The sequence below is a fragment of the Variovorax sp. GW821-FHT09B01 genome, assembly GCF_059418345.1.
Map to the genome: position 1 here is coordinate 89,993 of NZ_JBWKPQ010000013.1, position 20,929 is coordinate 110,921.

At 62.6% G+C, this 20,929-nt stretch carries 21 protein-coding genes and 1 pseudogene; 15 read left to right on the forward strand and 7 right to left on the reverse strand.

Annotation, left to right across the window (positions count from 1 at the left end):
- The first annotated feature begins 6 nt into the window (after positions 1 to 6).
- The 6 genes from AC07RV_RS29185 to AC07RV_RS29210 are packed head-to-tail and all read left to right on the forward strand — an operon-like array spanning position 7 to position 4,946.
- The gene (locus tag AC07RV_RS29185; protein WP_003056123.1) at positions 7 to 333 is read left to right on the forward strand and encodes an EexN family lipoprotein; all 327 of its coding nucleotides are present in this window, start codon (positions 7 to 9) and stop codon (positions 331 to 333) included.
- On the forward strand, positions 330 to 1,682 hold the full coding sequence (trbL, locus tag AC07RV_RS29190) for a P-type conjugative transfer protein TrbL (protein WP_043372004.1): 1,353 nt from the start codon (positions 330 to 332) through the stop codon (positions 1,680 to 1,682). The genes AC07RV_RS29185 and trbL overlap by 4 nt, the downstream gene beginning before the upstream one ends.
- 18 nt (positions 1,683 to 1,700) lie before the next feature.
- Complete coding sequence (trbF, locus tag AC07RV_RS29195) at positions 1,701 to 2,405, forward strand: conjugal transfer protein TrbF (RefSeq protein ID WP_003056121.1); 705 nt, start codon at positions 1,701 to 1,703, stop codon at positions 2,403 to 2,405.
- Positions 2,402 to 3,403: a P-type conjugative transfer protein TrbG gene (gene trbG, locus AC07RV_RS29200; RefSeq protein ID WP_003056120.1), complete on the forward strand. Its 1,002-nt coding sequence runs from the start codon at positions 2,402 to 2,404 to the stop codon at positions 3,401 to 3,403. Before trbF ends, trbG begins: the two co-directional genes overlap by 4 nt.
- 2 nt (positions 3,404 to 3,405) lie before the next feature.
- On the forward strand, positions 3,406 to 4,674 hold the full coding sequence (locus AC07RV_RS29205) for a TraB/TrbI/VirB10 family type IV secretion system protein (protein ID WP_003056119.1): 1,269 nt from the start codon (positions 3,406 to 3,408) through the stop codon (positions 4,672 to 4,674).
- Positions 4,671 to 4,946: a DUF2274 domain-containing protein gene (locus tag AC07RV_RS29210; RefSeq protein ID WP_003056116.1), complete on the forward strand. Its 276-nt coding sequence runs from the start codon at positions 4,671 to 4,673 to the stop codon at positions 4,944 to 4,946. The genes AC07RV_RS29205 and AC07RV_RS29210 overlap by 4 nt, the downstream gene beginning before the upstream one ends.
- A 116-nt stretch (positions 4,947 to 5,062) precedes the next feature.
- Here AC07RV_RS29210 and AC07RV_RS29215 read toward each other — a convergent pair whose 3' ends face one another.
- The 3 genes from AC07RV_RS29215 to AC07RV_RS29225 form a co-directional block, all read right to left on the reverse strand.
- On the reverse strand, positions 5,063 to 5,542 hold the full coding sequence (locus tag AC07RV_RS29215; RefSeq protein WP_003056114.1) for a copper chaperone PCu(A)C: 480 nt from the start codon (positions 5,540 to 5,542) through the stop codon (positions 5,063 to 5,065).
- 26 nt (positions 5,543 to 5,568) lie between these two features.
- A complete protein-coding gene (locus tag AC07RV_RS29220; RefSeq protein WP_076841736.1) occupies positions 5,569 to 6,060 on the reverse strand; it encodes an SCO family protein in 492 nt (163 codons plus the stop codon).
- Between the two features lie 115 nt (positions 6,061 to 6,175).
- Positions 6,176 to 7,063, reverse strand: coding sequence for a LysR substrate-binding domain-containing protein (locus AC07RV_RS29225; protein WP_027011074.1), 888 nt, complete (start codon positions 7,061 to 7,063; stop codon positions 6,176 to 6,178).
- Between the two features lie 171 nt (positions 7,064 to 7,234).
- Between AC07RV_RS29225 and phnC the strand changes: the two genes are divergently transcribed.
- The 9 genes and pseudogenes from phnC (at position 7,235) to AC07RV_RS29270 (ending at position 16,625) form a co-directional block, all read left to right on the forward strand.
- The gene (phnC, locus tag AC07RV_RS29230) at positions 7,235 to 8,074 is read left to right on the forward strand and encodes a phosphonate ABC transporter ATP-binding protein (protein ID WP_003056095.1); all 840 of its coding nucleotides are present in this window, start codon (positions 7,235 to 7,237) and stop codon (positions 8,072 to 8,074) included.
- Positions 8,068 to 8,946 (forward strand): phosphate/phosphite/phosphonate ABC transporter substrate-binding protein, encoded by an 879-nt coding sequence (gene phnD, locus AC07RV_RS29235; protein WP_003056094.1) that lies wholly within the window; start codon positions 8,068 to 8,070, stop codon positions 8,944 to 8,946. Before phnC ends, phnD begins: the two co-directional genes overlap by 7 nt.
- On the forward strand, positions 8,943 to 9,743 hold the full coding sequence (gene phnE / locus AC07RV_RS29240) for a phosphonate ABC transporter, permease protein PhnE (RefSeq protein ID WP_003056093.1): 801 nt from the start codon (positions 8,943 to 8,945) through the stop codon (positions 9,741 to 9,743). Before phnD ends, phnE begins: the two co-directional genes overlap by 4 nt.
- A gap of 8 nt (positions 9,744 to 9,751) precedes the next feature.
- Positions 9,752 to 10,735: an NAD(P)-dependent oxidoreductase gene (locus AC07RV_RS29245; RefSeq protein WP_011517523.1), complete on the forward strand. Its 984-nt coding sequence runs from the start codon at positions 9,752 to 9,754 to the stop codon at positions 10,733 to 10,735.
- Positions 10,736 to 11,312: 577 nt separating this feature from the next.
- Positions 11,313 to 12,851, forward strand: coding sequence for an IS3 family transposase (locus AC07RV_RS29250; RefSeq protein WP_003056089.1), 1,539 nt, complete (start codon positions 11,313 to 11,315; stop codon positions 12,849 to 12,851).
- A 70-nt stretch (positions 12,852 to 12,921) separates the two neighbouring features.
- Positions 12,922 to 13,392 (forward strand): annotated as a pseudogene (locus AC07RV_RS29255) (LysR substrate-binding domain-containing protein); the annotation flags it as partial.
- Positions 13,389 to 14,057 (forward strand): epoxyqueuosine reductase QueH, encoded by a 669-nt coding sequence (locus tag AC07RV_RS29260; RefSeq protein WP_003056085.1) that lies wholly within the window; start codon positions 13,389 to 13,391, stop codon positions 14,055 to 14,057. The pseudogene AC07RV_RS29255 and the gene AC07RV_RS29260, both read left to right, overlap by 4 nt.
- A 103-nt stretch (positions 14,058 to 14,160) precedes the next feature.
- On the forward strand, positions 14,161 to 15,051 hold the full coding sequence (locus AC07RV_RS29265) for a methylenetetrahydrofolate reductase (RefSeq protein ID WP_227472608.1): 891 nt from the start codon (positions 14,161 to 14,163) through the stop codon (positions 15,049 to 15,051).
- Positions 15,052 to 15,593: 542 nt separating this feature from the next.
- Complete coding sequence (locus AC07RV_RS29270; RefSeq protein WP_296781330.1) at positions 15,594 to 16,625, forward strand: endonuclease/exonuclease/phosphatase family protein; 1,032 nt, start codon at positions 15,594 to 15,596, stop codon at positions 16,623 to 16,625.
- A 12-nt stretch (positions 16,626 to 16,637) separates the two neighbouring features.
- Here AC07RV_RS29270 and AC07RV_RS29275 read toward each other — a convergent pair whose 3' ends face one another.
- The 4 genes from AC07RV_RS29275 to AC07RV_RS29290 all read right to left on the reverse strand — a co-directional run bounded on the left by AC07RV_RS29275 (position 16,638) and on the right by AC07RV_RS29290 (position 20,841).
- Complete coding sequence (locus AC07RV_RS29275) at positions 16,638 to 17,834, reverse strand: mandelate racemase/muconate lactonizing enzyme family protein (RefSeq protein ID WP_093340046.1); 1,197 nt, start codon at positions 17,832 to 17,834, stop codon at positions 16,638 to 16,640.
- Positions 17,835 to 17,907: 73 nt separating this feature from the next.
- On the reverse strand, positions 17,908 to 18,915 hold the full coding sequence (locus AC07RV_RS29280; RefSeq protein WP_093340048.1) for a TRAP transporter substrate-binding protein: 1,008 nt from the start codon (positions 18,913 to 18,915) through the stop codon (positions 17,908 to 17,910).
- A 61-nt stretch (positions 18,916 to 18,976) separates the two neighbouring features.
- Positions 18,977 to 20,278, reverse strand: a complete 1,302-nt coding sequence (locus AC07RV_RS29285) for a TRAP transporter large permease (RefSeq protein ID WP_208513005.1) — start codon at positions 20,276 to 20,278, stop codon at positions 18,977 to 18,979.
- On the reverse strand, positions 20,275 to 20,841 hold the full coding sequence (locus AC07RV_RS29290; protein WP_093340051.1) for a TRAP transporter small permease: 567 nt from the start codon (positions 20,839 to 20,841) through the stop codon (positions 20,275 to 20,277). Before AC07RV_RS29290 ends, AC07RV_RS29285 begins: the two co-directional genes overlap by 4 nt.
- Positions 20,842 to 20,929: the final 88 nt, after the last annotated feature.

Consider the following 20,929-nt stretch of genomic DNA (forward strand, 5'->3'; position numbering starts at 1 on the left):
GCTGCCATGCAACGCACGCCCGTCGTGTTTGCTTTCGCCATTCATGCGCTGGTGCTGGCCGGCTGTGACCGGCCGCAGCAAGTGTCGGTGAATGCGCTCGCCGCCGACCCGGCCCGGTTGCACGCGCTGCGCGCGCAGTGCCGCGCGGGCGCGCACGACGGCGCGTTTTGCGCGCAGGTGGCACAGGCCGACCTGCGGCGCTTTCTCTCCGGCCAGGCCGGGCCGAATGAGTACCAGACGCTGGCCGACCTGCCGCCGATCCCGCCCAGCTTCGATGAACCCGCCGATGGCAGCGCGGCAATCGCTCTGCCTGGGCAGGAGGACTCGCCATGAACGACGTGACGGTCATCGACCGCTTCCTTGACACCTTCTCGCGCTACATCGACTCGGGCTTTGGCCTGTTGCACGGCGAAGTGGCGTTTCTGACCGCCACGCTGATCGTCATCGACATGACGCTCGCCGGGCTGTTCTGGGCGATGAGCCATGCCACCGGCCAGGGCGAGGACGTGATCGCCAAGCTGATCCGCAAGGTGCTGTACGTCGGCGCCTTCGCCTACATCATCGGCAACTTCAACTGGTTGGCTGGCATCGTGTTCCGCTCCTTCGCCGGGCTGGGCCTGACGGCCAGCGGCTCGACCCTGAGCATGGAGAACTTCCTGCAACCGGGCCGGCTGGCGAAGGTCGGCATCGACGCCGGTGCGCCGATCCTGAAACAGATCGGCGACATGGCGGGCTTCCCCGAAGTCTTCGTGAACATCACGCCCATCGTCGTGATGTTCCTCGCTTGGCTGATCGTCCTGCTGTGCTTCTTCGTGCTGGCGATCCAGCTTTTCATCACGCTGATCGAGTTCAAGCTGACCACGCTTGCCGGCTTCGTGCTGGTGCCGTTCGCGCTCTGGAACAAGACCGCATTTCTCGCCGAGAAGGTGCTGGGCAACGTGGTGTCGTCCGGCATCAAGGTGCTGGTGCTGGCGGTGATCGTGGGCATCGGCTCGGGCCTGTTCGCCGAGTTTCAGGTACAGCCCGCCGAACCATCCATCGACCACTCCGTGGTCGTGATGCTGGCCTCGCTGACGCTGCTGGCCTTGGGCATCTTCGGGCCGGGCATTGCAACCGGGCTGGTGTCCGGCAGCCCGCAGCTCGGCGCAGGTGCGATGGCCGGTGCGGCGCTGGGCGCGGCCGGCGCTGCTGTTGCCGTGGGCGCTGCGGCTACGGGCGTCGGCGGCGCAGTCGCCGCCGGGGCGCGCATGGCGCCCGCAGCCGCCAAGCTGGCCGGTAGCGGAGCGCGTGCCGCCACTGGGGCCGCCAGCAGCGCGCGGTCGGCGTTTCAGGCGGGTTCTGCATCCGCCGGCGGTGGCCTCAAGGGCGCCGCCGCCGGCGTGGGCAATGTCGCCAAGACCGGCGCGCAGGCGGCCGGGCAGAAGGTGGCTGATGGTGCGCGCTCGATGAAGGAGCGTGTCGCCGCCGCCTTCCGGCCCGATGACGCCGGATCGGCGTCAGGGGGCGGTGCCGCACAGGCTGCAAACGAGCCAACCCCATCCACCGCGCAACCCGCCTGGGCCAAGCGCCTGCATCGCAGGCAGCAGCTCACCCATGCCGCGACGACCGCCGCCCACACGCTGCGCGGCGGCGATGGCGGCAGCTCCAGCCAAGGCCCGAGCCTGCGCGATTCCGATTCCTGATCTTCAAGGAGAACTCCCATGCGATTCAAACGACCGCAGGTGCGCTACGCCGATACGCCACAGCCTGCTACTCCGTATCAATCCGCCGCCCAGGTTTGGGACGAGCGCATCGGCTCGGCCCGCGTGCAGGCCAGAAACTGGCGTTTCATGGCCTTTGGCTGCCTCACGCTGGCCGTGCTGATGGCGGGCGGCCTAGTCTGGCGCTCGGCGCAGTCCATCGTCACGCCCTACGTCATTGAGGTGGACAACGCGGGCCAGGTGCGCGCTGTCGGCGAGGCCGCCACGCCCTACAAGCCCAGCGATGCGCAGATCGCCTACCACCTGGGCCGCTTCATCGGCCTGGTGCGCTCGCTGTCCATCGACCCCATCGTGGTGCGGCAGAACTGGCTCGATGCCTACGACTACACGACCGACAAAGGCGCGGTCGTGCTCAACGAGTACGCCCGCACGAATGACCCGTTCGCGCGCATCGGCAAGGAGTCGGTGACGGTGCAGATCACCAGCGTGACCCGCGCCAGCGACACGTCTTTCAACGTGCGCTGGACGGAAACGCGCTTCGTCAATGGCGCGCTGGATCGCACCGAACGCTGGAACGCGGTGATTTCCACGGTGCTGCAAACCCCGCGCACCGAGCAGCGTCTGCGCAAGAACCCCCTGGGCATCTACGTCAACGGGCTGTCGTGGAGCCGCGAACTGGAAGCTAACGAAGGAGCAAAACCATGAATGATCTTTTCCGTAAATCCGCCTTGCCGGTGATGCTTCTGGCTTCGACCGTGCTGTTCTCTGGCTGCGCTACTCAGGGCAAGCCGCCACCGACCATTTCGCTCGATGAGCCGGTGCAGGCCCAGCCGCTGCCGGAGCCACCAAAACCGGTGGAGGTGGTCACGGTGCCGCAGCCGCTCGCGCTGCCGTCGCAGTTGAAACCACTGCCAGAGACCGAGGAGGCCAAGCCCGCGCCGGAACCCGCGGATGAGAAAGTGCGCGTCTCGCGCGCCAATGCCGAGGCCCGTGTCGCGCCCACGCGCGAAGGCTACGTCAACGCGATCCAGGTCTGGCCCTTTACCGATGGCGCGCTTTACCAGCTCTATGCGGCCGTGGGCCGCGTGACGGTGGTTTCGCTGCAGCCCGGCGAGGAACTGGTGACGGTCGCGGCCGGCGACACGGTGCGCTGGATCGTCGGGGACACGTCGAGCGGCAGCGGTGAGGCTCTGCGCGTCAACGTGATGGTCAAGCCGATCCGCTCGGGCTTGAAGACCAATCTGGTCATCACCACCAGCCGCCGGACGTATCTGCTGGAGCTGACTTCGACCGAAAAGACGTGGATGGCGTCGGTGTCCTGGGAGTACCCGAAGGACAAGATGCTGGCCTTGCAGCGCCAGGCGCAGGCGGCCAGCGCCGCCGCCCCGGTCGATAGCGGCCTGTCGCTGGAGAAGATCCGTTTCCGCTATGCCATCAGCGGCAGCAATCCGCCGTGGAAGCCGCTGCGTGCTTTCGATGACGGCGAGAAGGTCTACATCCAGTTCCCGCCCGGCATCGCCCAGGGCGAGCTGCCGCCGCTGTTCGTGATCGGCGCGCAAGGCGACGGGCAACTGGTGAACTACCGATTCCGTGCGCCGTACTACATCGTTGATCGCCTGTTCGGCGCGGCCGAACTGCGCCTGGGCGGGGACAAAGGCGACGTGGTGCGGATTGAGCGCACGGACGGCACACGGAGGAACTGACCATGAGCCAGGACGATTCCCCTGATCTTGCGGCGCAGGCGGGCAAGGTCGCGCCCGAGGCGGTGGCGCTGCGCGCCCAGCCGCGCCCGGTCACGCGCCTGAACCGGCGCACGCTGGCCATCCTCGTCGGCGTCCTGTCGGTCGCCGTGCTCGGGGCCACGATCTGGTCATTGCAGCCGCACCGGCGCGGCACGGGCGAGCAGACCGAGCTTTACAACGTCGATCGCGTCTCGAAGTCCGAGGGGCTGGATGGTCTGCCGGCCGACTACTCGAAGCTGCCGCCGAAGGTGCCCGAGCTGGGGCCGCCGCTGCCGGGTGATCTCGGCCCAGCCATCGTGAAGTCGCAGCAGCCGGTGACGCCGGCCTACGCACCGCCGGGACATGATCCGGCGGATGCGTGGCGCAAGGAGGCCGATGCGGCGGCGAACTCGTCGGTGTTTTTCCGCTCGGGCAACCAAGGCAAGGCCACCGCGCCGGTCACGGCGCAAGCCGCTGCGGCTGCGCCCGGCAGCGCCTTGGCGGGCTTCGACCCGCTGGCCGCTGGCCCGGCCTCGACGGCGGCCCAGCCATCCGACCCGACAGCCGTGCAGAACCGGCAAGACCAGAAAGAGGCTTTCCTGAAAGGCGGTTCTACGGAAACCCGCAATTCCGGCAATCTCCAGATGCCGGCCTCGCCGTATCAGGTCATGGCGGGAACGGTGATCGCGGGCGCGCTGGTGACGGGCATCAAGTCCGATCTGCCGGGCGACGTGATAGCCACGGTGACGGAGCCGGTCTATGACACGGCCACTGGCAAGTTCCTGCTGATCCCACAGGGATCGCGCATCCTGGGCAAGTACAACAGCCAGGTGAGCTACGGGCAGAGCCGCGTACAGGTGGTGTGGAACCGCGTCATCCTGCCGGACACGTCCTCGCTGAAGCTAGACAACCTGGCGGGCACTGACCCTGCCGGCTATTCCGGCCTGGAGGATGGCGTCGATTGGCATTGGGATCGCGTCTTCGCGGGTGCGGCGCTGACGACCCTGCTGGGCGTGGGTGCCGAGTTGGCCGCACCGGAAAACCGGCAGGATGGCAACCGCATCGTGATCGCTGGGCGCGATAGCGCGCAGGACAGCATCAACCAGGTCGGCCAAGAGATGACCCGGCGCAACATGAACATCCAGCCGACGCTGACCGAGCGGCCGGGCCTGCCGGTGCGGATCATCGTCAACCGCGATTTTGTGCTGCGGCCGTACCAGCCTATGTTCTTCAACCGTGGAATTGCGAAATGAACACCACCAGGAAGTTGCGGCTTGGGCCGCTGCCCAAGGTCGAGAGCGTCAAGCTGGCCTTTGCGTGCCCGGTCAGCCTGAAAGCCGACCTCGACCGTTACGCCGCGCTGCACGCGCAGGTGTACGGCGAAGCGGTCGATGCCACGACGCTGATCCCGCACATGCTAGAGGCCTTCATGCAAGGAGACCGTGGGTTTCAGAGAAACAGCGCTAGTAAACACGCATTGCAAAACGCTGGTGGAGTAACCATCTCCGGTTGCCGTACGCCGTGAGCTTTTTGGCTATGCGTGACCTAGGTTGCGGGAGTTGGCATCGCGGCTTCGAATTTCGAGGGCTGCAAGCGGTGGGGTGTGCTACAGGTGCGCCATTCACCCACCCGCCAAGTGCTTCAGTGCTTGTGGCCGCCCTGGGCATCGTGGCCAGCCGGCTGGGCGCTGGCGTTGAGCGCACGCACGGGAGCCTTCACTTCGACCGATTCGCGCTTGCCGTCCGGGCCCTCGATGACGAGGGTCAGAGGCACCGTGTCGCCTTCCTTCACCTGCTGCTTCAGGTCCATCAGCATCACGTGGTAGCCGCCGGGCTTGAGTTCCACGGTCTTGCCTGCGGGCAGCTCGACGGCCGGCACCTGGCGCATCTTCATCACGTTGTCCTGCATGGCCATCTCGTGGACCTCGACGGCGGGCGTAAGCGGCGAGCTGGCCGAGACCAGCTTGCTATTCTTGGTTGCCTTCAACTGCATGAAGGCGCCGGTGGCTTTCTGTTGCGGTACGGTGGCGCGCACCCAGGCATCTTTGACGGTGACTTGCGCCTGGGCGGTGGCCGCGAGCAGCGAGGCGGCGACGATGGCTGTGCGGATGACGAGTTTCATGGTGTTCTCCTTGAGGGGATAGAGGGTCAGGCAGGGTTCAAGAGCTTGCGGATGTCGTCCGCATAGTCTTGGGCGGGTTGCTCATGGCGCAGGGCCAAGCGCAGCTTTCCTAGCGGGTCGTAGACGTAGCTGAGCGATGTGTGGTCCATGGTGTAGGACGATCCCGTCGGCATTTTCTTGTAGTAGACCTTGAAGTCCTTGGCGATCTGTGCGGTGCGTTCCAGGTCGCCGTACAGACCGATAAAGCTGGGGTCGAATGCAGCCGTGTAGGCTTTGAGCACCTCGGGCGTGTCGCGCTCGGGATCGACCGTGACGAACAGTGTCTGGAAGCGCTCGCCGTCGGGGCCGAGAAGCCGCTTGACCTCGGCCGCCCGCGCCAGGGCCGTCGGGCAGACATCTGGGCACTGAGTGAAGCCGAAGAAGACCAGGATGGCCTTGCCTCGGAAGTCCGCCAGCGTGCGCTCATTGCCATCCGGGTCGGAGAGCCGGATGTCCGTGGCATAGGTTGCACCGGTCAGATCGACACCTTTGTACGTGGGGACGTCTCAGGCCTGTTTGACTGACAGCATGGCTGCTAACGATAGGCTTGGCATGAATGATCCACTCGGGCCCTGTCGCCAAGTTCGTGAATCTTTAGGCCAGGCCTCTTCTCACCTCTTTTGCCAAGTCGAAAATCGTTGCTATCAGCGGAGCGTTCTGTCGTTCGCGACGACAGATGAAGTCGACGTGGGTGGCCATTGCTGTATCCAGAATCTTCAGCTTCACAAGACGCGGATCTGGAACATAGGCTGTCTCGGCAACGACGCCTAGTCCTATTCCTTGTGCGACTGCCTCGCGGACAGCCTCCCGGCTTCCCATCTCCAGCGCAACCTGGATGTTGATATTGCGGGCAATTAGCTCGCTCTCGAAGACTCTTCTTGTCGTTGAACCTTCCTCACGTATGACGAAGCGCTGGCTCTGAAGGTCCTTGAGCACTATCTCACCGCACCGGGCTAGGGCGTGCTCTCGGTTCGCAAAGACCACCAGGCGCTGTGACCTGTATGGCATGCAATGGAGTTCGGGGTGCTCGGCGTGATTGAGGACCACGCCGACATCACCCTGGTAGTCGAGGAGCTTTTCCGTGATTGAGCGGGAGTCGCCTACACGGACAGAGACCTCGACCTGGGGATGGCGGCTCCCGAAGGCCTTCAGAACAGGGACTACGTTGTACGGGCCGATCGCGTGAATCACAAGACGCCCGACGAATCGGTTTTTGGCTGCTGCCAAAAGGGCGTGCGCATCTTCCTCGCCGCTGAATGCCCGCCGCGTGTAGTCCAGCAGAGTCCTGCCAAAGGTAGTCAGCTCAAGCCGGCGGCCTTGACGAAGAAAAAGCTCCACGCCGTACTCATTCTCCAGGCGCTGAATATGCGCTGAGATGGTGGGCTGCTGTAGATCAAGCAGCTTCGCAGCAGCAGTCATGCTTCCGGCCCTTGCCGTCGCATCAAAGGCTTTCAAAGCCGCAAGTAGCGTGAGTCCAGACATAGGTGTTATCTATAGATACCCCTATTTTTCGGGGTGCAAGTTTCATATTGATGACACGTTCCACGAACAAACTGCACGCATGCCTAGCCGTATCGAACTTCTTTCTGCGGCAAATGTGCGTCATAAGCGCTCTCGCGCTGCTCGCAGGCAGAAACTTGCAAAGGTAACAACATGAAGTTGGAGAAGGACCGAGACGTTCTGAGTCTCAAGGGAGTTTCCGTCCGCTACGTTGACTCGACCGTGGCCTTGCACCCGACGAGTCTGGATGTGAAGCAGGGAGAGTTTTTGGTGCTTCTGGGCGCCTCGGGCGCAGGGAAGTCCACCTTGTTACGAAGCATCAATGGACTGGTGCTGCCCACAAAAGGCGAGGTATCGATACCTGGCCTGGCAGGTGGGGTAGTCAACGCAAAGACGCTGAGAGAGCACCGCAAGCGCTGTGGGATGGTTTTCCAGCAGCATCATCTGATTGGACGTCAGTCGGTCCTCAGGAATGTTCTGATGGGAAAGCTCGGTGACAGGGGTGCATTCGCTTCGCTATGGCCGTGGAGCAAGAAGGACAAGCTGGAGGCGCTCACAGTGATTGAGCGTGTCGGGCTGCTCGAAAAGGCGCTCTCCCGGGCTGATGCCTTGTCTGGGGGGCAGCAGCAGCGCGTAGGCATAGCTAGGGCGCTAATACAGAAGCCACGAATCCTGCTGGCCGATGAGCCTGTTGCCAGCCTGGACCCGGCAACCGCACATAGCGTGCTCACCTTGTTGCATGAGATCTGCAAAAAGGACCACCTCACCGCAATCGTGAGTCTTCACCAGGTGGAGCTCGCGCGCTCGTTTGCAGACCGAATCATTGGGCTCCGCCAGGGAGCTGTTGTATTCGAGGGTAGGGCAGAGCAGCTGAGTCCTGATGTTGCGCGGAACCTCTATGCAAAGCAGTCCAACGCTTCCAACACGAGTGCGTCCACTGATAGCCCCCGAACTCTTCAATCCAGTCAAACCAAGGAGCTCTTGCCATGCTGAATCGCCGTAACTTCTCTCTTGTTGTCAGCGCAGCTTCTTTTGCTGCACTCCTTCCTCTGTGGGCTCATGCGCAGGGAAAGGATCCATCAAAGCTTCGTGTCGCCCTTCTTCCAGATGAGAACGCTGCCAGCATCATCCAGAACGCGCAGCCTCTTAAGCGCTATCTTGAACAGCAGCTCAAGAAGGATGTTGAGATTGTGGTGACTACCGATTACTCCTCGATGATCGAGGCAATGCGGTTCGGTCGGATTGAGGTAGCGTACTTTGGACCGTTTTCGTACGTTTTGGCCAAATCTAAGGCGTCCGGGATTGAGCCCTTTGCGGTGGGCGTTGAACGTGGGTCGCCCACATACCAGTCGGTCCTCATCGCAACGGCCGGAGGGCCGGTGAAAACGCTTGAAGACGTGCGCGGCAAGCCCTTCGGATTTGGCGACCAGGCGTCCACATCAAGCCACCTTGCACCACGTGCACACCTGCTCAAGAAGTACAAGCTTGATGGTGAGAAGGACTATCGGCCAGTTCACCTTGGGGCACATGACGCGGTCGCACGTGCGGTGCAGTCGGGTCAGATTCCAGCCGGGGCTCTGTCCAAGCCGATTCTGGACAACCTCATCGCTCGAGGAAGCATTGATGCCACGAAGATTGTTCAGCTTGACCTTTCTGCTCCCATTCCAAACTATCCGGTCGTCATGCAGGGGGACCTCAAGCCTGAGCTCAAAGCTGCCATCCGCTCTGCCTTTCTGGACATGAAGGATGCTGAGGTGCTCAAGGCGTTTCGTGTCCAGGCGTTTGCCGCCACTGATGACGCTGCATATGACGTCCTTAGGGATACCGCAACCATCCTGAAGCTTGATTTGGGCCGTATGCAATGACCTCGGCTGCATTCGAGAACATCATCAGTCGCGACAAGCGGGAGCAGTTCATTGGACTGCGCAATACAGCGTTCGTCCTTCTGGTTTGCCTTGTAGCCCTGTACGTCACGGGGTTCTTCGATGCACAGCGGTTCATCGAAGGCGCCCCGGCTGTCAAGCAGCTCTCATCTGAGATGGTCCCTCCCAACTTCGACCGCTGGGAGCACTGGGTCATCCCGCTGAGGGACACCTTGGCGATGTCGATTGCCGGCACAGCACTGACTATCGTGCTTTCACTTCCGCTGGCGCTCCTGGCGGCTCCAAACACCACCCCCAATCCTTTGGTGGGAAGAGTGGCCAGAGTCATCCTGGCGGCATTCCGGTCCGTGCCAGAAATCATTCTTGGCATTCTGTTCGTGGCAGCCGTAGGGTTTGGTGCTCTACCTGGGGTGCTCGCACTAGCGTTGCATTCCACGGGAATGGTCGCAAAGTTTTACGCGGAAGCCATTGAGCACGTGGATCCGAAGCCACTTGAAGCAGCTGCTGCGGTAGGCGCAAGCCGCTTTCAGGTCATCTCGCATGCCGTTATCCCCCAAGTCCTTCCACAGTTGGCAGACATAACCATCTATCGCTGGGAGTACCACTTCAGGGCCTCCGCAGTACTTGGCATTGTCGGTGCAGGTGGCATCGGCTTCGAGTTGATGGCAGCACTTCGCCTTGTCAAGTATGACGAGGTCTCAGCCATCCTTCTGTCGATTCTTGCCTGTGTCCTCGTGGTTGACAGCATTGGATCGATGCTGCGAAAGCGTCTCAAGTAAATCGAAAAATGAATCATCGGAAAATCGTCGTAACGCAGCCAGTTCATGAAGAGGTTCTAAGGAAGCTCCAGGCTGAGGGTGAGGTCATCATGAATCCAGGGCCTGACCCCTGGAGCCCCAGCCAGCTCAGGGAGTACCTCGTGGATGCTGATGCCATGATGGCCTTCATGACAGACAGTGTGACCAAAGAGTCGCTGCTGAACGCTCCCAGGCTCAAGACCATCTCCTGTGCACTCAAGGGGTACGACAACTTCGACCTGAGGGCTTGCGCACAAGCCGGGGTGAGCGTCACCTTTGTTCCTGACCTCCTCACAGAGCCCACAGCCGAGCTGGCCATCGGATTGGCTATTGCTGCTGGCAGGAACGTGCTTCAGGGTGACGCCGCTACAAGAGCAGGCTACTCTGGGTGGAGGCCAGCTCTATACGGAACCGGGCTTCATGGGTCGGTGGCCAGCGTGATCGGTCTCGGAAAAGTTGGGCAGGCCATATTGGCGCGACTCGCGGGCTTTGGCTGCGCGCGGCTGCTTGGTGTAGACCCAAGTGTGCGTCTAGATCAGGTCGAACTGGTCACGCTTGATGAGGCTGTCAGCACATCGGACTATGTGTTCCTGGCAGTGCCTCTTGTTAGCGATACGCGCCACCTGGTTGACTCCAGGATGCTTCAACTATCGAAAAAGGGCCAGATCCTTGTAAACGTGGGTAGGGGGTCTGTGGTCGACGAAAGGGCGGTTGTCGATGCCTTGGCGAATGAGCAACTTGGCGCGTACGCCGCTGACGTCTATGAGATGGAAGATTGGCTACTTCCAGACAGACCTCGCGAAATTCATCCGGGATTGACCAACAACGCCAGAACAGTACTCACTCCCCACATCGGCTCGGCTGTGAGACGCGTACGGTTCGAAATTGAAATGCGGGCTGCTGAGAACCTAGTCCGCTCACTCAGGGGCGAGAGTTTGAGTGATGTTGCTGTCGAGGCCAGCGCGGCAGCATAGGTATGGTTGCTCGGCGGTTTGCACGCCAGCTGAAATGGGCGCGGCTTCAGAGCCTATGTCCTATGGCTGGGTGCAACCTGCCCGTGTGATGCCATCCTGCTCGCCAAGGGGAAATGACTTGAGTCATCATCGAAGTGGTTTAGCGATGATGTTCTCTGCACGGCGCAGCTCATGGGGTAAGCCCAAATGGGCGCATGGCAAACACCAGATACTTCGAGGGGTCAGGCTACAACACTGATCGTTCTTGGCCTCTGATAGTGGTTTCAACCCAGGACGTTTCAGCTGAGGTCATTACATTCGGCTCGTAGTAGAGGTGACGCTGCTTTGCGAGTTCTTGGACTGCACGGCTGAACCCTAGGTCTAATACAACCGCACTGCGCAGAGTGTTGAGATGCACCGCCGAAAGTGTCTCCCTCGCCCCTTTAGGGTCTGCCTTAGAGTTCACGCAGACGACGAGGTGCGTTGTCGCCGATAGACTGCTTTGATGCATCTCAATGAATCTAGGCTGTTGATTTCCACGCAGAACTGACCCGCCGGGGATGCGGACAAAAACTTGGACTACCAGGGGAGGTAGTTCATGTACTCATACGCAGACAGGATTCGTGCAGTTGCGCTTTACATCAAGCTTGGCTTGCGTGTCAGAGCCACGATTCGCCAGTTGGGGTACCCAACCAAGAACGCATTGAAAGGCTGGTATCAGCACTACCTGAAGCATCAGGATTTGCCAGCAAGCCAAGCTCCAAGAGCACCAAAATATTCGCTGCAGCAAAGGCAGGTGGCTATTGCTCATTACCTCGCCCATGATCGCTGTATTGCTGCAACGATGAGGGCTTTGGGTTATCCGGGTCGAGGAACGTTGACTGCGTGGGTTCGGCAAGACTGCCCTGACACCTGCAAATCGAGAGTAGGCAGATCTTGGCCGGCTACAAAGCCTGATGCCTTGATGTGTGAGGGCGTGGTGCAGCTGTGTGCCCGTCGATCAAGTGCACAGCAGATTGCGGACAAGTTAGGGGTGTGTAGGGGGACCTTGTACAACTGGAAAAATCAGTTGCTTGGCCCTTGTGCCCCAGCCTCAATGAAACACAGTCCAAAGCGATCGCCAGTGTTGGATGAAGCAGCACTCAGGCGCCAAGTTGAATCATTGCGCCAGGATGTTCGGCGGCTGAAGATAGAACGTGAGCTTCTCAAGCAGGCCCATGAAATCTTAAAAAATGGGGCTGACATTGATCTGCATAGGCTGGCAAACAAAGATAAGGCTGTGCTGGTTGAAGCGTTGCACGGGCAGTATGAATTGCCAGAACTGCTTTCTCTTGTTGGCCTTGCTAGAAGCTCGTATTTTTACCATCGTGCTCGGCTGAAGCTGGCTGACAAATACGTTGATTTACGCCGAAGCATCACAGAGATCTTCGACAACAACTACCGTTGCTATGGATATCGCAGGGTGCAGGCATCTCTGCTCAAGGAGTGCACGGGCATCTCAGAGAAGGTGGTTCGTCGGCTGATGAAGCAGGAGGGGTTGATCGTGGCCAAGCCCAAACGCCGCAGATATAACTCCTACCTTGGAGAGATAGGTGCCGCCCCGCAAAACCTCATCAATCGAGACTTCCGTGCCGCTGCGCCCAATGAGAAGTGGCTCACCGACATTACTGAACTCCAGATTCCTGCTGGCAAGGTTTACCTGTCGCCAGTCATTGATTGCTTTGACGGGCTGGTGGTGAGCTGGTCGATTGGGACTCATCCCAACGCACATCTCGTCAACACAATGCTGGATGCGGCCATTGATGCTGTTCAAGGCAGCGAGAGCCGCCCTGTGATTCATTCTGATCGTGGAGCTCACTACCGCTGGCCAGGCTGGCTCTCGAGGGTCCATGATGCAAAGTTGACTCGCTCGATGTCTCGCAAAGGGTGCTCACCAGACAACGCTGCGTGCGAAGGCTTTTTTGGAAGGCTAAAGATGGAGCTGTTCTATCCCAACAACTGGCAATCAACAACGATTGAGCAGTTCATTGAAGCTGTCGATGCGTACATTCGTTGGTACAACGAAAAACGTATCAAGGTATCTCTGGGACGTTTAAGTCCTGTGGAATACCGGCACAAACTTGGCCTAGCCGCATAAAACCAGTCCAAGTTTTTATCCGCACCCCCACCGGGGGCTAGTGGGTCACTTCTGGGTGGAAATCAACACGCTGTTCAAGCCGGGGCTGAAGTTCGAACCCGTGTTCGACTACGAGCAGGTGCTGGTCGTGGCCAAAGACCACCCCCTGGCTTCTACGGCCTACGTGAAGCCCCAGCAGCTGACCCGGGAAGTGCTCATCAGTTACCCCGTGGACATCGAACGCCTGGACATCTACAGCCAGTTCCTGTTGCCGGCCGGCGTGACGCCCAAGCGCCACAAAGCCATCGAAACCACCGACATCATGGTGCAGATGGTGGCCAGCGGCCGCGGTGTCGCCGCGCTGCCGCGCTGGCTGGTCGAGGAATATGCGGCCAGGATGGACGTGGTGCCTGTGCGGCTGGGCGCGCGCGGTATTGCCAAGCAGATCTTCCTGGGCGCACGCGAGGCGGATACCGCCATTGACTACGTGCGGGCCTTCGTCGAACTGGCCCGCCAGCCTGCAACTGCCACCACCGCTATTGCCCAAGGAGCCAAGGGATGAACACCACCGTCGAACGCAAAGCGCTTGCGCTGCCCGGAGGCCACGACAAGGTGCTGCTGCATTCGTGCTGCGCGCCGTGCTCAGGCGAGGTCATGGAGGCCATGCTGGCCTCGGGCATTGACTACACCATCTTTTTCTACAACCCCAACATTCATCCGCTCAAGGAATACGAGCTGCGCAAGAACGAGAACATCCGCTTCGCGGAGCAGTTCGGCGTGCCCTTCGTCGATGCGGACTACGACCGGGACAACTGGTTCGAGCGCGCCAAGGGCATGGAGCACGAGCCCGAACGCGGCGTGCGCTGCACCATGTGCTTCGACATGCGTTTCGAGCGCACGGCGCTGTATGCGCATGAGCACGGCTTTCCGGTGATCACCAGTTCCCTGGGCATCTCGCGCTGGAAGAACATGCAGCAGATCAATGACTGCGGCGTGCGTGCGGCGGCCAAGTACTCTGGCCTGATGTACTGGGAATACAACTGGCGCAAGGGCGGCGGCTCGGCGCGCATGATCGAGATCAGCAAGCGCGAGAACTTCTACCAACAGGAATACTGCGGCTGCGTCTACTCGCTGCGCGACACGAACCGCCACCGCGTGGAAAGCGGCCGCGAGCGCATCCAGCTCGGCGTGACGTTCTACGGTGACGAACAGCCCCCCAAAGATTGACGCGCCCTGCCGGGTGAGCGATGCCGCTCCATGGCTTCCAACCGACCCGATCAGCGCTGGCGGGTCGGAACTCTCCCAACAGTCGCCAGATATGGCAAGCCCCTTGCTTCATTCCGACAAGTCCAAGCCCATCGGCAACATCACCGACGCCTATTCGTTAGAGGTCAACGCGAAGGATATCTCTGCGCTGACCGCAGCGGCGCCGCGTGTATTGCCCGGGTCAACCATTTCCATTCCCTACCTGGCGAACCAGGACAACGACGCGCGACTGGCCGCAGCGCAGGCCGTTCGCGGACTCGGCTTTGAGCCCATGCCTCACCTCGCTGCACGCCGTATCGCCTCGTTCGCAAAACTGGAGTCGTTCATCCAGCGCGCGGTCGCGGAAGCCGGCGTCAAGCGTTGCTTCGTGATCGCTGGAGATCCGTCCACCCCGCTGGGGCCGTTTGCCGACAGCTCCTCACTGATCGAATCAGGCGTGTTCGAGCGCTCGGGCATTCAGATGGTCGGCGTGGGTGGCCATCCCGAGGGCCATCCGGTCATGAGCACATCTGATCGTTGGAAAGTGCTCGAACACAAGTGTCGCTGCATCGAAGGGCGCGGCATGGCGCCCTTGATCGTCACGCAATTTGCCTTCGATGCCGACATCGTGCTGGCCTGGCTGGAAGCCCTGCGCGGGCGTGGCGTCGAACATCCCGTACGCGTGGGCGTGCCGGGCCCTGCAGGCGTGGCGGTGCTGGCGCGCTATGCCGCCTTGTGTGGCGTTAGCGCATGCGCGTCGATGTTGTCCAAGTACGGCATCTCGATCAGCAAGCTGTTCGGCATAGCAGGCCCGGATCTCTTTGTGGATCGTCTGACCACCCGCCTGACCGAAGCACATGGAAAGGTGAGCCTGCATTTCTTTCCATTCGGAGGCATCGCTCAGTCCGTGAAGTGGGTAGAGCAGTACTGCTCGCGTGCCGAGCCTGAACAACCCATCGACACGGCTCCCATGTGATTACTGCGCCTCCAGCAGTCGCTTGCACTGGCATGCCCCATAGAAGCAGACCTCGTTGGGGCGAACGCTTCGAGAGCATCCTACCGCCCGCCTCAGCCTTCGCGTTGCGCAAGCGCCCCATGGGCGCGATCCCATTGGCACAGGACACACGCGGCCAACATCACCGGACGCAGGCGCAAATGCCACATCGAAATGGATCGCCCGCATCATCGGCTTCGACGGTGCGAGCTATCGATTGGCAGATTGGGGGGGCAAACACGATAAACGCCCTTCTCGAACTGCCTTCTGTAGGAAGATGGTGATAGACCGAAACTTTGATGATGCGACTTTGCTCGCTGAGACATCCTTACGTTTGCCACTGCAAAGCGCCTATGTGGCACCTAGCTCGCAAATCAGCAAGGATGCGTAGCGACCAAAATATGGACTAACCTGTTATTCCATAAGACCTTTTACGGAACTGTCCGTCTACATCAAAGACTTGACAGCGGACATTTTTCATGGCCGTCCGGGGGCTGAAACACCTTCCGGACACAATCGTCGCCATGCAGTACATCCCGCCGAACTTCGCCACCCTCTTCGTGGCCACCTGCAACCTGCTCAATCTCGCGAACCCGCACCGCGTGTACTACGAGAACCAGGACGCCTACAACGAGCGCGAGTACGAACGCAAGATCGACTGGCTCGGCGAGCGCTTCCATGCGCTCAATGCCGACGTGCTCGCGGTGCAGGAGGTCTGGGACGAGGCGGCGCTGAAGGCCGCCCTCCACCGCAGCGGCCTGCGCTACGACTTCGTGGCCGTGCCCGGTGCCGAGAACACGCCCGCGCAGCCCGGCCTGCCGCCGCGCCCCGGCGCGCAGGGCACGCCGCGCGTGGGCATCGCCACGCGGCTCAAGGTCGACCGCATCCAGTCCTTCGTCGACTTCCCGCCGGGCTTCGGCGTCGAGGTGCCCGGCCTCGGGCCGCACACCCGCTTCGAGCGCCCGCCGCTGCTGGCCACGCTGCGCATGAAGCACGGCCAGGCCGTGCACGTGCTGACGGTGCACCTGAAGTCGAAGCGGCCCAAGTTCCTGCAGGACGCGCAGGGCAACCACCTCGAGGACCGCGACGACCGCAAGGTGGGCGCGATGGCCTCGCTGCGCTCGCTGCTGATGCGCGGCGCCGAGGCCGCGGCCCTGCGCTGCATCGTGATCGACCTGCTGCAGGGCACCAACGTGCCGCTGGTGGTGATGGGCGACTTCAACGACAACCCGCACAGCGTGACCACGCAGCTCGTGGCGGCCACCTCCGAGGTGGCCTACGACAAGGCGGCGCGCGACGTGGCGCTGTTCAATGCCTACGAGATGCAGGGCGAGGCCGCGCTCAAAAAGGACGTGGCCTATTCGCACGTGCACCAGGGCTACCCGGAGGTGCTCGACCAGATCCTGGTGAGCGAGGAGTTCATCGCGGGCAGCCGCCACAGCCTGGGCGACGTGCGGCGCGTGGACTACTTCAACGACCACCTGCACGAGGGGCGCGACCGCTCGCGCTCCGACCACGGTTTCGTGCGCGCGCTGCTGCGGCTGCGCACCGACTGACGACGCGCCCGCTCAGGCCTTCGAGATCCGCACCATCGCATCGGCGCGCTTGTGCAGGTCGGGCAGCAGCTCGAGCCCCAGCCCCGGCTTGTCGTTGAGGCTGATCATGCCGTTCTCGACCTTCGGCAGCTCGGTCACCAGGCCCTGGTACCAGCCCGTGAAGAAGGCGCGCACGCTCTCCTGGATCAGCGCATTGGGCGCATGCAGGCTCAGGTGCGTCGATGCGGCCCACACCACCGGGCCGGTGCAGTCGTGCGGCGCCACCGGCAGCTGCCAGGCATCGGCCATGGCCGCGATCTTGCGCGCCTCGGTGAGGCCGCCGCACCAGCTCAGGTCGAGCATCGCGACACCGGCCACGCCGGTCTGCAGGTAGTCCTTGAAGCCCCACTTGTAGCTCAGCGTCTCGCTGGCGCAGACCAGCGCCTTGCAGTCGACCGCGTACTGCCTGAGCAGGTCGAGGCTGTCCATGCGGATCGCATCCTCGTGCCAGAAGGTGTCGAACTCCTGCAGCGCGCGCGCGATCTTCTGCGCCATCGGCAGCCGCCAGAGGCTGTGGAACTCGACCATGATGTCCATGCGCTTGCCGACCGCGCCGCGGATCTTGCGGAAGGGCTCGAGCGCCGCGTCGAGGTCGGCGTTGCTGATGTACTGGCCGTGGCTGCGCTCGGCCGCCGGATCGAAGGGCCAGATCTTCATCGCCGTGATGCCCTCCGACAGCAGCGACTCGGCCAGCTCGTCGGCATGGTGCAGGAAGCCCTGCAGGTCCTCGTAGGGCCCGGCCGCGTTGCCGATGCCCCAGTTGGAGCTGGTCTGGTTGGCGGCGCTGCGGATGTACTGGTAGCCCGCGCAGGTGTTGTAGATGCGGATCGCGTCGCGGCTCTTGCCGCCGAGCGCGGTGTGCACCGGCATGTTCGCGGCCTTGCCGAACAGGTCCCACAACGCGATGTCCACGGCCGAGTTGCCGCGCGTCTCCACGCCCGACCCGCGCCAGCCCAGGTAGCCCGTGAGGTCGCGGTTGCGCGCCTCGATCGCCAGCGGGTCGGTGCCCAGCAGCTTGTGGGCGCCCCACTCGTGCAGGTAGGCCTCGACCGCCTCGGCGCCCATGAAGGTCTCGCCGAGGCCGACCAGGCCTTCGTCGGTGTGCAGGCGCACCCAGAGGATGTTGGGGAATTCGCCGAGGCGGATGGTTTCGAGCTGCGTGATCTTCATGGCTTCATGGCGGTCCGGGATGCGGTGACTGAACGGCCAGCGCGCTCTCGAGCGCCGCCGGCCCGCGAAAGACTCAGCCCCCGCGCGCCTTCTTCAGCGCGTCCATCACCACGTTGACGGCCTCGGGGCCGATGGCCGGCACGTTCTTGTCGTACACCGGCTTCACCTTGTCGAGCATGCGCTTCTGCTCGGCCGGCGAGACCTCGTTGACCGTCATCGTCTTCTTGAGGCTGGCGAGCGACTTCTCGTTGAGCGCGCGATTGGCGGCGCGCTCCACCTTCTGGCCCTCGACCGCGGCCTCGCGCAGCACCGCCTGCTCCTCGGGCTTGAGCTGGTCCCAGAGCTTCTTGCTGTAGAGCACGAGGAACGGCGTGTAGGCATGGCGCGTCACGCTCAGGTACTTCTGCACCTCGCTGAACTTCGAGGTCTCGATGGTCACGAAGGGATTCTCCTGGCCGTCGATGGTGCGCGTCTCGAGCGCGGTGAAGATCTCGCCGAAGGCCATCGGCACGGCGTTGGTGCCCAGCGTCTTGAACGAGTCGAGGAAGATGTTGTTCTGCATCACGCGCACCTTGATGCCCTCGAGGTCCTCGACCTTGGCCACCGGCCGCTTGCTGTTGGTGAGGTTGCGGAAGCCGTTCTCCCAGTAGGCCAGGTTCACCAGCCCCGCGGCCTCGAGCTTCTTGTTGAAGTACTCGCCGGCCGGGCCGTCGAGCACCGCGTCGGCCTCCTTCTCGTTGTTGAACAGGAACGGCAGATCGAACACGCCGAGTTCCTTCACGATGCCCACCAGCGGCGAGGACGAGGTGCACACCATCTCCTGCGTGCCCGCGCGCAGCGCCTGCGTGGCCGGCAGGTCGCCGCCGGCCGCGCCGCCCCAGAAGGCGACGATCTTCATCTTGCCGCCGGTCTTGGCGGCCAGCACCTCCTGCATCTTCTTCACGCCCAGGCCCACCGGGTGGTCCTCGTTCACGCCGTTGGTGAACTTGATGGTGCGTTCGGCGAACTGGGCGAAGGCCGGCGTGGCCGCCATCAGGGCCGCGGCGGTCGCTGCCGCCATGAGGGTTCTGCGCTGGATCATGGTCTGTGTCTCCTACTTCTTGGGTGATGAACGAACGGACGGGAAACTCTGCGAAACGCCCTCAGCGCGCCAGCCACCACGACAGCGGCACGGTGACGATCTGCGGGAAGAACACCAGCGCGAACAGCACGATGAGCTGCGCGATCAGGAAGGGCATCACGCCCTTGAAGGCATCGTCCATGGTGATGCGCGCCACGCCGCACACCACGTTGAGCACGGTGCCCACCGGGGGCGTGATCAGGCCGATGGCGTTGTTCATGATGAACAGCACGCCGAAGTACACCGGGTCGATGCCGGCCTTGAGCACCACCGGCATCAGCACCGGCGTGAGGATCAGCACGGTGGGCGTGAAGTCGAGCGCGGTGCCCACGATGACGATGAGCACCATCATCATCAGCATCAGCAGCGTCTTGTTGCCCATGAAGGGCTCGAGCATCCGCGTGACCTCGCCCGGGATGTCGGCCACCGTGATGAGCCAGGCGCTGACCATGGCCGCGGCCACCAGGAACATCACGACCGCGGTGGTCTTGCCGGCCGCCAGCGTGAGGCGGTAGAGCATCGAGACCTTGAGCTCGCCGTAGACGAACATGCCGACCACGAACGAGTACACCGCCGCCACCACGGCCGCCTCGGTCGGCGTGAAGATGCCGAACTTCATGCCGCCGATGATCACCACCGGCAGCGCGAGCGCGAGGCTGCCGCGCGCGGTGATCGCCAGCCGCTCGCCGAAGGGCACGCGCGGCGCGGCCTGCACCTTGTCGCGGCGCGCCACGATCCACCAGGCGATGCCGATCGCCACGCCCATCAGGATGCCCGGCACGATGCCGGCGAGAAAGAGCTTGGTGATCGAGACGTTGCCCGCCACGCCGAACACGATGAAGCCGATCGACGGCGGGATCACCGGCGCGATGATGCCGCCCGCGGCGATCAGGCCGGCCGAGCGGTTGGTGTCGTAGCCCGCGCGGTTCATCATCGGGATCAGCAGCGCCGCGAGCGCCGCCGTGTCGGCCACCGCCGAGCCCGAGATCGAGGCCATGATGATCGCGGCCACCACCGCCACGTAGCCCAGGCCGCCGCGGAAATGGCCGACCCAGGCCATCGCCATGTCGACGATGCGCCGGCTCAGCCCGCCCGCCGTCATGAACTCGCCGGCCAGCAGGAAGAAGGGCACGGCCAGCAGCGGGAAGTTGTCGGCGCCGTCGACGAAGCGCTGCGCGATGATCTGGCTGTCGAAGGCCGGCAGGCCGCCGGTGTAGGCCAGCCAGCCCATGAGCGAGACGCCGCAGACCAGCAGCGCATAGGCGATCGGCATGCCGATCGCCATGGCGGCGAGCAGCGAGACGATGAAGACCGTGACCGTCATCGCGCACCTCCCGCGGTGCCCGGAGCGGGGGCAGTGGCGGCGGCGGGCTCGTGCGCCACGTCCTCCGACTCCATCACCTGCACCAGCTCCTCGTCGGAGACGCGGCCGGTGGCCAGGCGCCACAGCTTGTTGAGGTTGATGACGCCCATCACCACCGACACCACGTAGCCGATGCCGTAGACCCAGATCATCGAGATGCCGACCACCGGCGAAACGTTGGTGCGCTGCAGCTCGTGCATCTCGAAGGTGCCCATGAAGAACAGCACGTTGCAGAACAGCATGAGCAGCTGGTTGAGCACGAAGCAGATGGTCTTGCCCAGCCGCGGCAGGCGGCGGATCAGCGTGTCGACGCCGAGGTGCGCGCCGTCGCGCATCGCGACCATGGCGCCGATGTAGGTGAGCCAGATGAAGCAGTAGCGCGACATCTCGTCGGACACCGTGATGCCCGAGTTGAAGCCGTAGCGCAGCACCACGTTGCCGAACACCATGACGACCATCGCCACCATGCATGCGACCACGAGGAATTCCAGCACCCGGAAGAATCCGTCGATCAACCTCTTCATTCGATGTCTCCTGTTGCCCTTGTGTTGTTGTTCGCTTGTTCCGTCGTTGCGCGGCCGCGCGCGCGGCCTCCTGCCGCCTCGTCGCCTT

Bases quoted from the DNA above. Each gene is read 5' to 3' on its own strand.
- AC07RV_RS29210 (WP_003056116.1), top strand. From the start codon at position 4,671: ATGAACACCACCAGGAAGTTGCGGCTTGGGCCGCTGCCCAAGGTCGAG.
- AC07RV_RS29250 (WP_003056089.1), top strand. From the start codon at position 11,313: ATGTACTCATACGCAGACAGGATTCGTGCAGTTGCGCTTTACATCAAG.
- AC07RV_RS29225 (WP_027011074.1), bottom strand. From the start codon at position 7,063: ATGTCTGGACTCACGCTACTTGCGGCTTTGAAAGCCTTTGATGCGACG.
- AC07RV_RS29290 (WP_093340051.1), bottom strand. From the start codon at position 20,841: ATGAAGAGGTTGATCGACGGATTCTTCCGGGTGCTGGAATTCCTCGTG.
- trbG (WP_003056120.1), top strand. From the start codon at position 2,402: ATGAATGATCTTTTCCGTAAATCCGCCTTGCCGGTGATGCTTCTGGCT.
- trbF (WP_003056121.1), top strand. From the start codon at position 1,701: ATGCGATTCAAACGACCGCAGGTGCGCTACGCCGATACGCCACAGCCT.
- phnD (WP_003056094.1), top strand. From the start codon at position 8,068: ATGCTGAATCGCCGTAACTTCTCTCTTGTTGTCAGCGCAGCTTCTTTT.
- AC07RV_RS29280 (WP_093340048.1), bottom strand. From the start codon at position 18,915: ATGATCCAGCGCAGAACCCTCATGGCGGCAGCGACCGCCGCGGCCCTG.
- AC07RV_RS29245 (WP_011517523.1), top strand. From the start codon at position 9,752: ATGAATCATCGGAAAATCGTCGTAACGCAGCCAGTTCATGAAGAGGTT.
- AC07RV_RS29215 (WP_003056114.1), bottom strand. From the start codon at position 5,542: ATGAAACTCGTCATCCGCACAGCCATCGTCGCCGCCTCGCTGCTCGCG.
- AC07RV_RS29260 (WP_003056085.1), top strand. From the start codon at position 13,389: ATGAACACCACCGTCGAACGCAAAGCGCTTGCGCTGCCCGGAGGCCAC.
- phnE (WP_003056093.1), top strand. From the start codon at position 8,943: ATGACCTCGGCTGCATTCGAGAACATCATCAGTCGCGACAAGCGGGAG.
- AC07RV_RS29270 (WP_296781330.1), top strand. From the start codon at position 15,594: ATGCAGTACATCCCGCCGAACTTCGCCACCCTCTTCGTGGCCACCTGC.
- AC07RV_RS29285 (WP_208513005.1), bottom strand. From the start codon at position 20,278: ATGACGGTCACGGTCTTCATCGTCTCGCTGCTCGCCGCCATGGCGATC.
- AC07RV_RS29275 (WP_093340046.1), bottom strand. From the start codon at position 17,834: ATGAAGATCACGCAGCTCGAAACCATCCGCCTCGGCGAATTCCCCAAC.
- AC07RV_RS29205 (WP_003056119.1), top strand. From the start codon at position 3,406: ATGAGCCAGGACGATTCCCCTGATCTTGCGGCGCAGGCGGGCAAGGTC.
- AC07RV_RS29185 (WP_003056123.1), top strand. From the start codon at position 7: ATGCAACGCACGCCCGTCGTGTTTGCTTTCGCCATTCATGCGCTGGTG.
- trbL (WP_043372004.1), top strand. From the start codon at position 330: ATGAACGACGTGACGGTCATCGACCGCTTCCTTGACACCTTCTCGCGC.
- phnC (WP_003056095.1), top strand. From the start codon at position 7,235: ATGAAGTTGGAGAAGGACCGAGACGTTCTGAGTCTCAAGGGAGTTTCC.